This is a genomic window from Heyndrickxia camelliae, assembly GCF_002844575.1.
In the GTDB taxonomy this organism is placed as follows: Bacteria; Bacillota; Bacilli; order Bacillales; family Bacillaceae_C; genus Margalitia; species Margalitia camelliae.
Map to the genome: position 1 here is coordinate 187554 of NZ_PIQO01000003.1, position 14933 is coordinate 202486.

Sequence of the window (14933 nt, forward strand, 5' to 3'; positions counted from 1 at the left end):
GATTGCTGCATGCTTATTTTTTACTTTACAAGTGTATTTTTTTCTATCCATTTTTGAAGTCTTATAAATAGAAGCATGAAAAGGACGGTTACCGCTAAGCCTTTTACAAGATTAAATGGCAAGACAGCCGAAATTACATATGCTTTAGGAAGCTCATAATGCATTAGTGCAAGATAGGCAGGCAAAATGACAAAATAGTTTAAAATACTCATTAATATCGCTAAGGAAATGGTTCCAATAATCAAACCAATTGTCATGCCTTTTTTTGTTTTATTATGTTTATAAACGAAATATGTCGGAAGAACGAAGAAAATTCCTGACAAAATATTAGCAAAATGACCAATGGGAATACCTGATTCACTTCCCCATGTAAAATAATCAAGAAGATTTTTAATAAGCTCCACTATTATAGCAGCCACAGGCCCGAATAAAATGGCAGCAACCAATGCTGGAATATCACTAAAATCAATTGTTAAAAAGTTGGAAAATGGTGTTGGGATTTTGATTGCCATCAATACATAAGCCAAGCTGCTCAGCAACGCAATGCTTACATACGTCTTTAATTTCATTTTTTTCAAAGTTCCTCTCTCCTTTTGAGATTCACCTCAGCTTGAAGAAAGGTTGCCACATACCAACAAATAAAATACCCCCAAAGAATATTTTCTTTGAGGGAGAATTTAAGGCATGCATAAATAGGTATTCAAATGTAAGCTATTTGAATACTGGCCAACCTTCACCTTCTCCCATCCAGACTTTACTGTCGGCTTTGGAATCACACCAAATCCTGCCCTTAACAGGCTCGCGGGCTTAGAAGCAAACGCTTCATTACCGCCGGTCGGGAATTTCACCCAGCCCCGAAGATGAATCATATTCTTTTATTCGTTACTATTATAACGCAATTAAGATTCTTTGTGAAGATATTAATATCACACATAAACTAAACTTTATCTGCTGTATCCTGTTATTTAGAAATAATTCTACTATTGAATATGTTTAAATGCTGTGGTTCTAATACAATCCGCTGATTTGGAAAAATAAGATTTTTATTTTTTATATGATTTAAAGATGTTAATGTTTCAATAGGAATATCTAGTTTTTTTGAGATATCAAAAAGGGTGTCCCCTTTTTTTACCACATAGATGATTTGTTTATCGAAAGTATTTTGGACATCAGCTGCATTATATGTTACTTGTACCTTTTGATCGATAAGACCAACTGGTAATTCTTCTGCTTTTGCTAATGGTTTTAAAACTTCATTTGACGATTCTTCCTCCGATGACTTAGTTACTTCAGCCGCACCATACGGATTATGCTTTAGTGCAGACACAAGCTTACCAATTTCACCATTTCCATAGACAATAAAAGGATCTATTGCATTCTTTTTATCTAGTGTCCATTTACCATCATGAATTTCAAAATGTAGATGCGTTCCTGTCGATTCACCTGTATTCCCCATTAACCCTACTGTTTCTCCTTGTTGAACTTTGTCTCCTTCTGACACAGTTCGTTTAGCTAAATGCGCATATACTGTTTCAAATCCGTTTTTATGGTGAAGAAAAACTACATTTCCGTATGTATAAGAATAATAAGATTTAACTACTTTTCCAGCAGCTGCAGCATATACCGGGGATTTATATGTACCGGCTATATCTATTCCCTTATGGTCCCCTCCTCTAGAGTCAAATATATCGGATATTTCTCCTTTTGCAGGAAAAAACCATTGTTCTGTACTAGTTTTAATATTTATATCAGAAGCCTGAACATTTCCGGTATTTATGATAAACATTACACAAATAGCCATTAACAATTGGATTATGACCTTATTCATCATCTTCTCCTCCTTGGACTACTCTTGCTTTACCATATGAGCGTGTATTCCATATTAGAACATAATGACAGAATTGAGTTTACTAGAGCAAAATTTAGTGTATACGGAACGGGAAAATATATACATAAAATAGTAAAATCTATCCAATCATGTTTAAAAAATGGAGAAAAAGATAATAAAAAGAAGCCAATATAGCATTGGCTTCTACTACTTTTCCTAAAATGAATTAAATACATTATATTATTCCATACTAATCTTATTTGGTGCAATTGGAACTTCCACCGGTTTAGAAAAATCGAATCCATCCCATTGGACCGGTTTCACATTTTCAAATTGTACCGATTTAAATCCAAAATTCTTTGCGGTAAGCAAAATTGCTTCTATCATATCCATTGGATTTTCTTCTTTGTCTATTTGTACACTATTTGTAAATTGTACAATTGCCTGATTCTTATTTTCTTCACGGACCTTCATATTTATGTCCTGCCCAATAACGGGTTGGTGAAAATCATCAGGCATAGTCTTCATAGCATCCAGCGCAGATTGATAACTCGAAAACGTTTCATCTGTTGGCAATAAATAATCTTTTCCATCGCTGGATGTATATAAATAGTATGCAGTTTGCGGAGTTTTATTTATTTCTTGACTTTCTATTTCCCCTAACTCTCCGATTTCAATCGGTCTGCCATTTTCGTCTGAAAAATCAACTAACTTTACATCTTGATAGGCAAAAGAATATTGAACCATTCTATTCAAATTAAGTTGAATTGATTCGTTAATCGAAGGAACATCCTTTTTGGCAATGGTAATATGTAATATTTTGGTATCTGCATCATACGCTAAACCCCCATGTATCAGCAGAAAATTATCTAAAGCCGGTGTTTTTTGAGCAAGGGTTTTTCCTATTGTTTTGTATTGATTTACCCAGTCTGAATTATCCTTTTTTGGCGCTAGCACACTTACTGGCACTACAACTGCATCATTAGTTAAAACTGCATAAGTAAATACATTGTTTTCTTTTAAGTCTTCATGATAAACTGCAGTTTTGCTAATTAGATCCTTGTCGCTTCGATTAGCATTAACATCCGGTTTATCCTGTTCGGTTTTCTTTAATTCTGCCTTTTGCTTACTAGCTGTCATTGCTACAGCTTCTTTATGGTCAGATCTATCTAAGGAACTACTTTGTTTTTCCTCTTGGCTGAAAAAAATAGGAGAAATTACAACCATTAAAATAACAACGGCAAGAAGAGACAATGCTGGTATAAAAAGCATTTTCTTACTTTTTGTTTTTTTAATCATTTGCTTTTGAACACTATAATATATATCATCAATATTTCGATTATCTTTTATTTTTGGCATATTACGAAGTAGCTCTTCTACATGATTTTCATCAAAAGGATGATTAGCCATATTGCTGCATTCCTCCTTCATGACCCTTTTCATTCATCAGTTTTCTTAGGATAATTAATGCACGGTGTTGGGTTGTTTTGACCTTACTTTCGCTCCACCCCAATATTTCAGCTGTTTCAGAAATACTGAAATTATTTATGTAACGGAAAATAATTACTGTCTTTTGATCCTTTGTACACAGATTCAAGCAATAATATAAGAGACGTATATGTTCGTTTTTGACCACAATTTCCTCTGGTAATGGTCCTATATCGCTCACCTGATTATGCTTCCATTCGAAAGTTTCCATTATTCTGTTTTTTAAGCTTTTTTGTTTGCGAAAATAGTCAATTGCAACATTTCTGGCTATCGAAAAAAGCCATGTTTTTTCTGAACTTTTCCCTTCGAAATTATGATAAGATTTTAAGACTCTGATATAGACATCCTGTGTCAAATCTTCTGCCACATCTCGATTTTTTACCATATAAACTAAAAATTGAAATATGTCTTGATGATATTTGTTATATATTTCTTGAAAGACGGAGTCCATTTTCCCCCTCCTTCGCTATTAATATAGTCGTAAATAACAATAAAAAAGTTACAAAATACATAAAATTTTTACTTGTCTTATTCTACCAAAAAACAAAAAGAAATGCGCTATTTTTTCGCATTTCTTTTTTTAAACAAAAAAGTTATAACTGCTATCCTTTGCCTTACTGAAGCGCCTATCGGCCAGTGGATGAATAGAAACACAGGAGCTTTTCTTGTTTCTCATGAAACAAGATTTCTCGTCAGTTTTTTTGCATAATAATTACGATGAGTATGGCAAAAAGAAGGAAAATGTCGTCCCTTGACCGATTTTGCTCTTTACCGAAATATGTCCATTATGTGCATCCACTATATTTTTAGCAATAGCAAGTCCTAATCCTGTACCTGATTTGCCGCGTGTTCGTGCTTTATCGGCTTTGTAAAAGCGTTCAAACACAAATGGCAAATCCTCCTCAGGAATTCCCGATCCATTATCTTCCACATGGACGATAATCCCATTATTCTTACTATCTACTATGACTTTTACAGTACCATGTTGTTGTGTATGTCGAATCGCATTATCTATTAGATTTGTTAATACTTGTTCAATTCGATCTGGATCTAAATCAATAGGTGGGTACTCATCTGATGTAAAATCATAAGAAAGCTGGACGTTTTGATCGCGGGCAAGACCTTGAAATTTATTTGTAACCCGCTCAATAAATGGTTTGATTTCTGTTTCTTCACTATACAAGGATATATGCCCAGCTTCCATTCTAGCTAAATCAAGCAATTCATTGACAAGTCTGCCAATCCTCAATGTCTCATCATAGATAATCTTGGCAAATTCTTTCTTTTCCTCATCCGTAGCAGCAATATCATCGATAATTGCCTCACTATATCCCTGTAGCATTGCAATAGGTGTCCGTAATTCATGTGACACATTGGCAATAAAATCATCCCGAAGTTTATCCAATTTTCGTTCTTCCGTCATATCCCGCAAAACAGCAACTGCTCCACGAACATCTCTTTGATTATATAATGGGCTGACAATTACCACATAAGAATGTCCCAGTATTTTCAATTCGTCTGTTTGTTCTTTTTCGGTATCAATTACTTTTTGAAGTAAATCCAATATTTCTTCGGGGGCAGAAAGATTTAGATTTTGATTGGGATCATTTAACCATTGCTGCAAGAACTTTTCACCAGGGGGATTGGTAATTAAAATGGTCCCATCTCGGTCAAACGTTAATACTCCATCAGCCATACTGCTTAAAATGGATGTTAATTGCTCTTTTTCTTGTTGGAGATCATTCATATTATTTTCTAATTGCCTTCCCATTTGATTAAATGCGGTTGCCAATTCCCCGATTTCATCATGTGTTAATATTGGCACCTTGGTATCAAATTTTCCTTTTGCCACTTCAAACGCGGCTAGCCTCATTCTTCTTAAAGGCGCAGCAATTCTTGTCGACAAGAAAAAAGCAAAGAAAGTCGTTAGAATGATGGCAATACCAGCAGAAAGCAAAATAATTTTTGTTGTTTGCTGTGTCGTATCCTTCAATACATTTAATGATTGATAGATAAAGATTGCTCCATTATCACCATTTTCAACTTGTAAAGGTACACCAACTACTAATGTATTATCATAGCGGTTTCGAGATTTATCATTCGGAGGTTCAACCTCTTTATTCACCGTCTTTGCACCACGAAAAACCTTTGAAAGCTGTGAATCATTTAAGATTTTTTCTGGGGTGATATTTTTATCTCTTCTTGAAGATGAGTAAAAAACATTTCTTTTATTGTAAGCAATTATCACTTGAGTCGGCTTATCCACTATCTCTAGTGCCATTTGAATTCCTTCATTATCATTTGGATGTTCTTCTACAATATGTGCAATTTTATTCGCTGTTGTTTCTAGTTCCTGCTTAATTTGCGTAACATGATAACTTTCAAAAAACTCCAGGAGTAAAATTGTAAGAATAAAAAGGACAAAAGACACTAAAAGCAAGATAGTTAGCCATAGTTTGCCTACAACACTTTTCCAAATCTTCATTCAGTCGTAACCTCAAATTTATACCCAACACCCCATACAGTAATAATCATTTTCGCGGCATTTTCCGACACACGATTTAACTTTTCTCTGAGTCTTTTCACGTGAGTATCGACAGTCCTTAAATCACCAAAAAACTCATAATGCCAGACTTCTTTTAATAAATGTTCCCGATCAAATACCTTATCCGGTGATTTTGCAAGGAAATATAGTAATTCATACTCTTTTGGAGTGAGGTTCACTTCTACCCCATCTGCTGTCACACGATGTGCATCATTGTCGATAGACAAATGCGGAAAAACAATTACATCTTTCGCCTTTGTATCCGTATTTAGAAAACTTGTAGTGGACGATCTTCTTAACAAAGCCTTAACCCTTAAAACAACCTCACGTGGACTAAAAGGTTTAACGATATAGTCATCAGTTCCGACTTCGAATCCTTCCACACGGTTTGCCTCTTCGCCTTTTGCTGTCAACATGATAACAGGAGTAGATTTTACAGCACGAAGTTCCTTACAAACCTCAATTCCATTTTTTCCAGGCATCATTAAGTCAAGTAAAATACAATCATAATCATTTTGGAGCGCTTTTAGTAGAGCAGTTTCTCCATCTTCTGCTTCTTCAATGAAATAATTTTCTCTTTCCAGATACATTTTTAATAATCTTCTAATTCGATCCTCATCATCTACTACTAAAATTCTTGCTTCATATTCCATCAAAATGACCCCCTACTATCCTTTTTGAAAAAAGCCTCCACATGAGTGAAGGCTAAATATTTTTCTGACGAAGCTTCGTCACCATTCATCTAGTTAAGTATTTACGCATAAGAATGCAAGCCTGCAATCACTAAATTGACTGCTATAAGGTTAAACATAATAATGGCAAATCCAATTACGGCAAGCCAAGCGGATTTACTGCCATGCCATCCTTTTGAAAGTCGCAAGTGTAAAAACGCCGCATAGAATAACCATGTAATAAGCGCCCACACTTCTTTCGGATCCCAGCTCCAGGCCTTACTCCACGCTACTTGCGCCCATATCATGGCAAAGATTAGCGCTCCTAATGTAAAAACCGGAAATCCAATTAACACTGAGCGATAACTAATCTCATCTACTAAGTCTAGTTTAATATTCTTTACCAAAGGCTGCAACATAGCGCCAATTCGTTTGCGACCAATTAAGCGAATGAGAATATATAACACAAGACCTGTAATAGCAGACCAAATAACTGTATTTAATTTCACCGCATTTATAAGGGCAGGAACATTAAATAATGGCTTAAATTGATCTTGATTTTGCAATTTCCCTTCATGAGGACCAACAATTGCCGGAAGATCGAAAGTCAAACCTTGTTTACCCACTTGTTCTACGCCATCCTTGTCAACCCAATCAAATCTCTGTGTATAATTTGCTGCATGGAATATGGATGTAATAATAATGAAACCAACTACGGATATTAGAATATACATGACAAATTCCAGCCAAAATGTACTTTTGCTTTTCCTTGATTGGTTTATAGACTTTACCAGATAAATTAATCCCGCTGCAAAACTAATAGCAAGAATAGCTTCACCCGCTGCAGCAGTCGTAACATGAATATGCAGCCAATAACTTCTTAATGATGGCACCAGCGGATTAACTTCTCTTGGAAACATGCTTGCATAAGCAATGATTAGAAGTGCTACAGGCAAGGCAAATACTCCCAATACAGCTGTCCGATAGATAAAGAATATAATAATAAAAGCAGCAACTAGCATCATTCCGAAGAAGGTGGTGAATTCGAACATATTACTAACAGGTGCATGTCCAGAGACAACCCAACGCAATATAAAATATCCTAGTTGACAAACAAATCCAACAATAGAAATGGTAATACCTATTAATCCCCAACGATTCATTGATGCGCCTTCAGCTTTTTTGGATTTGCTTCGAATGGCACCGCCAAAAAAGAACGTCCCAATTAAATATAAAATGAAAGCAACAAACAATAAATTACTGCTTATATTTAATAGATGATTCATTTCCATCCCTCCTTATTATACCTCTTTCTCTTTTTCTTTCTCTTTCTTTCCCTCTTGTTGATCCTTTGGCACTGGAAGGCCAGTACCATCTAATATCGCCGCTAACTCTTTTTTAATTCCGTAATAATTTTTGTTTGTATGAGCTGCTATTAGAACATTTCCTTCTTTTCTTTGCAGCCAAATCCTTCGGTGATTCCAATAAGCCCCTTGAATAACTCCTATCATAAAGATAGCACCACCAACTGCCAAAATCCATAAAGTTAAATCTTTATGAACCGTTAAAGCGGAAACATTTCTTGTCTCGATACCAGCAAACGACATCTTATAATCATTATTACCGAGTGGCTCTACATTTTGTCTGATTGCAACAAAGCTTACTTCGCCTTTTGGATGTTCTGGTGAATACATTCTAAATAAAAACGCTGGGTTATCTGGAATTGGTGAACTTGATTGCGGTTCTCCATCCTTTGCAAAGCCTGTAAAATTAGGATAATACCCGATTAATTTTACTTTATATCCTTTTTGAAGATCATAAACATCTTTTGGATTGAACAGATCTATTTTCACTTGACCAAATGTCTTTTTGGTCTTTTTATTCTCTAATTGCAAGGTCATGGTCTTTAACTCATTGGGTTTATAGTCCATTTGATAAACCGAATAATGCGCAAATTCCAATGGATGATTCACTTTTATTTCATCATCTTTTACCTTCGCTAATTTACCTGATTCCCCAGGGAGTGCACCTTCTTTACGTTTATACAATGTGACATTTGTTTGAAAGTTTTTGGCTACAGTCCCAACTCTGTCTAGTGCTTGATTAAAGGCTTCATTATCTTTTCCCTTTTGATATGTATCCAAAATAAATTTGTTGTTTTTCAATAAGTACTTTTCATGTGTACCAGGAATTACCTTCGTTTCACCCTCACGTATCCATAGCAGTTCATCCACATACATTCCTGGAACAAAGCGAAGCATAGCCCCAATTAGAAATATAATAAGTCCAATGTGATTTACGTATGGACCCCATCTGGAAAAACGATTCTTTTCCGCGAATAAATTCCCGTTTTCTTCTTTAACACGGTAATGTTTCTCTTTTAATCTTTCCTTAACCTTTGCAAACGATTGATCTCCCGTTATGGCAGCATCAATATAAAGCCGTTGACGCTTCATAAAGCCCTCATGCCTTGTAACACGCTGATTTTTCAAAGCTCTGTGAAGCGGAATAAATCGATCCAAACTACATATAACCAGCGAAACACCGATTGCTGCTATTAGTAATAAATACCACCAAGAGCCGTATAAATCCTCAAACCCTAATTTATACCATAGCTGGCCAACCCATCCGTACTCCTTATGATAATATTCTTCAGGAGTAAGGTTTGTAGGCAGCATATCCTTTTGCGGAAAGATGGTTCCTAAAGAGGAAGCAACTAATGTAAGGACTATTAGCCACACTCCAACTTTTACAGAAGAAAAGAAATTCCATATTTTATCTATAATTGTTTTATTATAAGTTTGGGAACGTCTTGCACTTCCTTCATAGCGCATATCGTGCAGCTTTTCCTTTTGCGCATTCTCCGTTAGCGCTTTCCCACAGGATTCACAAAGAATAGTGCCAACTGGATTGACGTGTCCGCACTCACATTTCATGTCATTCATATGTAAAACTCCTTAGGTTAAGGTTTAATACTTTCCATAAACCCTTTAAAATCATTTTTCGTTAAATTTGCGTTACCAACAATCACTTTTTTTACCTTTCCATCAGGACCAATCAGAACGGAATGCGGCAAATCATCTACTCCATAAACACTTTGCACATCCCTGTCCTTATCGATTAAGATTGGAAAAGATAATTTATATTGCTTGACAAATTTGTTAACGATAAATTTTGCTTCCCCTACATCTACTGCCAGTATTTCAACGCCTTTGTTCTTGTATGATTTATAGACATCATCCATGTAGGGCATTTCTGATTTACATGGCGGGCAATAAGTTCCCCAGAAGTTTAAAAATACACCCTTCCCCTTATAATCCGAAAGTCGATGTGTATTGCCCTGCATATCCTTTAGCACAAAATCTGGGGCTTTATCTCCAACATTAATCTTTCCTTGATTATCTTTGTTCAGATTTGCATACAATGTATAGCCAACCGCTGCTAATAAAATAATTAAAATTGCTGTCCGTATGTATAATCTTTGCTTTTTTTTCTGAGACACTCTTGCAACCTCCAATCTGTAAAACGGTCACATACTATGCCCTTCATTATATCATTTTCTGAACAATAGCTAAAAAACATATTTGAAGGTTATGTGAACCTTTTTAAATACCGCTTCCGCTCTCTGCCATGGCCCGCAATTGTTTCACCTCATGCGGAGTTAATTCGCGAATTTCACCGGCATTTATTCCGCTTAAGGTTAAAAATGCAAACCTTTCACGCCTTAACTTCATTACTGGATGCCCTATAGCTTCAAGCATTCTCCTCACTTGACGATTCCTTCCCTCATGTATTGTTAATTCAATAATCGATTTTTGCTTTTTCTTATCAAATGAGAGCATCTTTACTTTTGCTGGGGCGGTTTTCCCATCTTCAAGATGGATCCCTTTTTCTAATTGCTTCAATGCCATTTTCGTTGGAATCCCCTGTACTTTTGCTACATACGTCTTATTTATTTCATAGCGTGGGTGCATAAGCAAATTAGCAAATTCCCCATCGTTCGTTAATAATAACAAACCCGATGTGTCATAATCCAAACGCCCGATTGGATAGACCCTTTCCTTAATGGCAGGGAGAAAATCTGTCACTACCTTTCTGCCTTTATCGTCTGATACTGCCGAAATTACACCCCTTGGTTTATAAAATAGTAAATAAACCTTTTCCTCTTTTTCTAGTGGTATCCCTTCCACCTCAATTTTATCGGTTGCAGATACCTTTGTGCCAAGCTCTGTTACCACTTTTCCATTTACTTTCACTTTTCCCTCTATAATTAATCCTTCAGCCTTACGGCGGGACGCAACACCTGCTTGTGCAATTACCTTTTGCAGCCTTTCCATTATCTTCACCTCAAATTATTTACTTATCAATGGCTTTTTCCTTCTACTTTGTTGCTAATTCAACCAAACATCCTTGCAGCCCCTTGAATGGAATACTATCTTATGAAAGCTGCACCGACACTTGATTGATAAGCTTTTTTACACAAAGTTTGAAAAGGAACAATGAATACGAAAACAGCCATGTCCTTTATGAATTATTACATATGAACAGAAAAAAGCAAAGAAACTATTCTTTTTCAGTCTACCCTTTTCAGACAAAATAAAAAACTAGCTGTAAAATAGCTAGTTTGTTTTTATCCGAACATTAAAGAAACGATAATAATAGCTGCAGCAATTCCAACTAAGTCGGCCAGAAGCCCAACTTTTAATGCATCCCCCATTTTCTTAATCCCGACCGCTCCAAAATAGACTGTTAACACATATAGAGTTGTATCCGTACTTCCCTGGATTGTAGAGGCAAGTCTTCCGATATATGAATCAGGATGATGAACAGATAAGATATCACTCATTAATCCTAATGCAGCATTTCCGGATATCGGTCTTATCAATGCAAGTGGAACAATTTCTGTTGGCACACCCAACCAATCAAGCAGCGGCCGCAAAAATTGGACAAAAAAATCAAGTGCACCAGATTCTCGGAAAACGGTAATGGCTACAAGCATCCCTACCAAAAAAGGGATGATGGATACGGCGATTTTAATTCCTTCCTTGCCACCTTCCACAAAAGCTTCATATGCAGGAATCTTCTTCCAAACGCTATATAGTAAAATGAACCCTATTAATAAAGGGATGATCCATATCGAAACTAGCGATATCCATTGCATTTTTTTCACCCCTTACGCGTTCTTTTATAATGATAGTAACGATCAATTAATATAGCAGCGATTGTCGCAATGAATGTAGCGATTAAAGTGGGACCTACAATTTCTGTTGGAGATGCAGATCGATAGTTCATTCTAATGGCAATAACCGTAGTCGGCACAAGCGTCAGCCCAGAGGTATTCAAGGCTAAAAAAGTAATCATCGATCTGCTTGCCACTGGTTTTCCGCCATTTAATTCCTTCAACTGTTCCATCGCTTTTATCCCTAATGGAGTAGCTGCATTTCCAAGCCCAAACATATTTGCCATAATATTAGATACAATATACCCTAGGGCAGGATGGTCTTCCGGAACTTCTGGAAATAACTTTTTAATAATAGGATGAAACAACCGAGACAACTTATCTAATAATCCGGATTCTTGAGCAATCCTCATAATTCCTAACCAAAATACTAAAATACTTATAAGTCCGATACATAATGTTACCGCCTCGTTCGCAGAATGAAAAATCGCCTCATTGACAGCCTTCATTTTCCCATTCACAGCTGCAAAAATTAGTCCGATGATGGTCATTCCTATCCAAATATAATTAACCATTTGTTTTCACACCCATTTGGATTAAAAATACGTGCAAGAATTCTTTAATCCAACCTTCTTTCGCTTTTTTATTTGAAGCATGATAATAAATTGGCACCGTACGTATCTGGGTATTATTTAAATAAATAACAGCCTTTCCAACTATGTCAGGAATTTTTTCATTATCCTTCCAGCTTTTACTCGGTTTCATTAATTTATATTCAATCTCTACTGCGTTTCTTTCTTGCTTCGTTAATGGATAATCTACCTCATGTTTAATATATACATTGTTTTTTAAGTATTTATTTTTAATAGCAGAAATTTTACCTTGCTTCAAAATGACAGTAGAATCAAAATTCTTAAATCCGTATTCGAACATGGATATATGGTCATTCCAGTCGTCTGGATCATTCAAAGTAACGGCGATAAGATTTTCACCGTTCTTTGAGGCAGTTGTAACAAGTGTACGTTTGGCAAGTTTCGTAAAACCAGTTTTACCTCCGGTACAGTATTTGTATTTTTCTGTTAGAAGGCGGTTTTTATTTCTCCAGCCTTTATAAAATTTTGTTCCGGATATTTTTTGATAGGTTTTATTTTGCATGGCATATCTTGTCAGCAAAGCCATATCATAAGCAGTGGAAAAATGATCCATCTTGCTGTTATCCAGACCATTAGGATTGGAAAAATGTGTATTATTCATTCCGATTTCCTTTGCCTTTTGATTCATTAAAAATACAAAACCTTCTATACTTCCACCAACAGTTTCAGCAATAGCATTCGCTGCATCATTGCCTGATCTGAGCATCAAACCATAAACTAAATCCTCAAGCTTGATTTTATCTCCCGGCTTTAAATAAATCGAAGAACCTTCCGTACGGACAGCTCTATCGCTAACGGTGACTGTTTTATTTAATTTACCTGATTCTATCGCTAGTATAGCTGTCATGATTTTTGTGATAGAGGCAATTCTGCTAACCTCATTCGCATTTTTTTCATACAGGATTCTTCCGCTGTCTTGATCCATTAATATAGCACTCCTAGCACCTGCTGCTCCTGTAACGGCGGAAGTGCGCGGAGGAAAAACGGTTAAAATAAGGACAATAACAACAAGAAGGAATATGACTCTTTTCATGAATGTGCCCCTCTTCCTATAATCTTTAATACCATTCCAGATAACTCTTGTAAAAAAATTCTTTGTACAAGTCTATGCTGGACAAGGAAGATTATGATATGAAATTAAGGTCATGGAAAAGTGGCAAAAAAAAGATGCCTTATAAGCATAGCGGCACTTATAAAGCATCTTTGCAACGTTGAACCATTATTAATCTAATGTTTCTTGAAACTTTTCAAAAAATAAATCAGCATCCTCTTGTGGAAAATCATCCTCTACTTTTTCCGGAAGGGGAGGTAGTTCTTTTAAATCCTTTAAACCAAAGTAATCTAAAAATTCCTTTGTCGTTCCATATAAAATGGCTCTGCCAGTTCCATTTGCACGCCCCACATCTTTTATCAAACCTTTGGAAAGCAGTGTTTGCAATGGGCGTTCTGTTTTAACGCCCCGTATATCCTCAATTTCCAGCCTAGTAATCGGCTGTTTGTAGGATATGATTGCTAAAGTCTCCAAAGCGGCTTGTGATAGTGTATGCATTCCAGGAGACTCCACAAGTCTTTTTAAATAGATAGAATGTTCTTTTTTAGTTGCCAATTGAAAGGTATCGGCAACCTCTATTAATGTAATCCCACGATTAGGATTTTGCTCATACTCCTCTTTCAACATTTCTATTAATTCAACCGCTTGAAAGTCTTCAATTTCCAAAACAGTCTTAATTTGTTTTAACGAAAGTCCTTCATCACCAGCAGCAAATAGCAAGCTTTCAAGAATCCCGAGCCAATTTACGATTTCCATTCAGTTCACTCCTTTTTGCCGTGATATAAAAATTTCTTGGAAATTTCCTTCCTGTTCAACAAATACTTCATTTCGTTTCATAAGTTCAAGGATAGCCAGAAAGGTAACAACAATATGATCTTTATTGGGAAATGGAAATAAAGAAGTGAAGCTTCTTTTACCAGAAGAAATAGACACTTCTCTTAAGATTTCATCCATTCGCTTCTCAATGGATATTTCTTGGCGCGTTATTTTTGTTGATAATGGCTTTTGCAATTTTTTTCTTCTTAATAGCTTATTTAAAGCACCAATCATATCATATACAGATATATCCATGTCCAATTTATCCGGCTGGATATCTTTCATATATTCCGTTAAATCGATCGGAGGTTTCGTAAACATCTGACTCCGATCTTCTTCCAAATGTTTCAACTCCAATGCCGCTTCTTTATATTTCTTATATTCAATAAGTTTTTCTACCAGATCGTCACGAGGATCCTGTTCTTCAAATTCAAAATCCTCTTCCAGTAATTCTTCATTCTGTTGAGGAAGCAACATTCTACTCTTGATTGCCAAGAGTGTTGCGGCCATTACTAAATATTCGCTTGCTACATCAAGCTCCAATACTTTCATTGCATGAACATATATTAAGTATTGCTCTGTTATTTCCGCCATAGGAATATCATAAATATCTATTTCCAAACGATTAATTAAATGGAGTAGAAGATCTAAAGGACCTTCAAAAGCCTCTATTTTCACATTGTATTCCATCAAATCACCAAT

At 35.8% G+C, this 14933-nt stretch carries 15 protein-coding genes and 1 riboswitch; all 15 genes read right to left on the reverse strand.

Annotated elements, in window-relative coordinates; all coding sequences use genetic code 11:
• Nucleotides 1-20: 20 nt before the first annotated feature.
• The 15 genes from CWO92_RS06110 to CWO92_RS06180 all read right to left on the reverse strand — a co-directional run bounded on the left by CWO92_RS06110 (nucleotide 21) and on the right by CWO92_RS06180 (nucleotide 14921).
• Nucleotides 21-578, reverse strand: coding sequence for an ECF transporter S component (locus CWO92_RS06110; protein ID WP_101353315.1), 558 nt, complete (start codon nucleotides 576-578; stop codon nucleotides 21-23).
• 153 nt (nucleotides 579-731) lie between these two features.
• A riboswitch (FMN riboswitch) is annotated at nucleotides 732-866 on the reverse strand.
• A 95-nt stretch (nucleotides 867-961) separates the two neighbouring features.
• Nucleotides 962-1828 (reverse strand): peptidoglycan DD-metalloendopeptidase family protein, encoded by an 867-nt coding sequence (locus CWO92_RS06115; RefSeq protein ID WP_207767784.1) that lies wholly within the window; start codon nucleotides 1826-1828, stop codon nucleotides 962-964.
• A gap of 240 nt (nucleotides 1829-2068) precedes the next feature.
• Complete coding sequence (locus CWO92_RS06120; RefSeq protein WP_101353317.1) at nucleotides 2069-3238, reverse strand: hypothetical protein; 1170 nt, start codon at nucleotides 3236-3238, stop codon at nucleotides 2069-2071.
• Nucleotides 3231-3767: an RNA polymerase sigma factor SigX gene (gene sigX / locus CWO92_RS06125; protein ID WP_101353318.1), complete on the reverse strand. Its 537-nt coding sequence runs from the start codon at nucleotides 3765-3767 to the stop codon at nucleotides 3231-3233. The genes CWO92_RS06120 and sigX overlap by 8 nt, the downstream gene beginning before the upstream one ends.
• 261 nt (nucleotides 3768-4028) lie before the next feature.
• Nucleotides 4029-5801, reverse strand: coding sequence for an ATP-binding protein (locus CWO92_RS06130; protein WP_101353319.1), 1773 nt, complete (start codon nucleotides 5799-5801; stop codon nucleotides 4029-4031).
• Nucleotides 5798-6514 carry a response regulator transcription factor gene (locus CWO92_RS06135; protein ID WP_101353320.1) on the reverse strand — a complete coding sequence of 239 codons (717 nt, stop codon included), beginning with the start codon at nucleotides 6512-6514 and terminating at the stop codon, nucleotides 5798-5800. Before CWO92_RS06135 ends, CWO92_RS06130 begins: the two co-directional genes overlap by 4 nt.
• 101 nt (nucleotides 6515-6615) lie before the next feature.
• Nucleotides 6616-7818 carry a c-type cytochrome biogenesis protein CcsB gene (gene ccsB, locus CWO92_RS06140; RefSeq protein WP_437177515.1) on the reverse strand — a complete coding sequence of 401 codons (1203 nt, stop codon included), beginning with the start codon at nucleotides 7816-7818 and terminating at the stop codon, nucleotides 6616-6618.
• Nucleotides 7819-7833: 15 nt separating this feature from the next.
• On the reverse strand, nucleotides 7834-9477 hold the full coding sequence (gene resB, locus CWO92_RS06145; RefSeq protein ID WP_101353322.1) for a cytochrome c biogenesis protein ResB: 1644 nt from the start codon (nucleotides 9475-9477) through the stop codon (nucleotides 7834-7836).
• Between the two features lie 17 nt (nucleotides 9478-9494).
• The gene (gene resA, locus CWO92_RS06150) at nucleotides 9495-10034 is read right to left on the reverse strand and encodes a thiol-disulfide oxidoreductase ResA (RefSeq protein WP_101353323.1); all 540 of its coding nucleotides are present in this window, start codon (nucleotides 10032-10034) and stop codon (nucleotides 9495-9497) included.
• Nucleotides 10035-10137: 103 nt separating this feature from the next.
• The gene (gene rluB / locus CWO92_RS06155; RefSeq protein WP_101353324.1) at nucleotides 10138-10869 is read right to left on the reverse strand and encodes a 23S rRNA pseudouridine(2605) synthase RluB; all 732 of its coding nucleotides are present in this window, start codon (nucleotides 10867-10869) and stop codon (nucleotides 10138-10140) included.
• 293 nt (nucleotides 10870-11162) lie between these two features.
• The gene (locus CWO92_RS06160) at nucleotides 11163-11693 is read right to left on the reverse strand and encodes a spore maturation protein (RefSeq protein ID WP_101353325.1); all 531 of its coding nucleotides are present in this window, start codon (nucleotides 11691-11693) and stop codon (nucleotides 11163-11165) included.
• Between the two features lie 5 nt (nucleotides 11694-11698).
• Nucleotides 11699-12286, reverse strand: a complete 588-nt coding sequence (locus tag CWO92_RS06165) for a nucleoside recognition domain-containing protein (RefSeq protein WP_101353326.1) — start codon at nucleotides 12284-12286, stop codon at nucleotides 11699-11701.
• Nucleotides 12279-13397 (reverse strand): D-alanyl-D-alanine carboxypeptidase family protein, encoded by a 1119-nt coding sequence (locus CWO92_RS06170; protein WP_101353327.1) that lies wholly within the window; start codon nucleotides 13395-13397, stop codon nucleotides 12279-12281. Before CWO92_RS06170 ends, CWO92_RS06165 begins: the two co-directional genes overlap by 8 nt.
• A gap of 189 nt (nucleotides 13398-13586) precedes the next feature.
• Complete coding sequence (gene scpB / locus CWO92_RS06175) at nucleotides 13587-14171, reverse strand: SMC-Scp complex subunit ScpB (RefSeq protein WP_101353328.1); 585 nt, start codon at nucleotides 14169-14171, stop codon at nucleotides 13587-13589.
• On the reverse strand, nucleotides 14172-14921 hold the full coding sequence (locus CWO92_RS06180; RefSeq protein ID WP_101353329.1) for a segregation/condensation protein A: 750 nt from the start codon (nucleotides 14919-14921) through the stop codon (nucleotides 14172-14174).
• Nucleotides 14922-14933 lie beyond the last annotated feature (12 nt).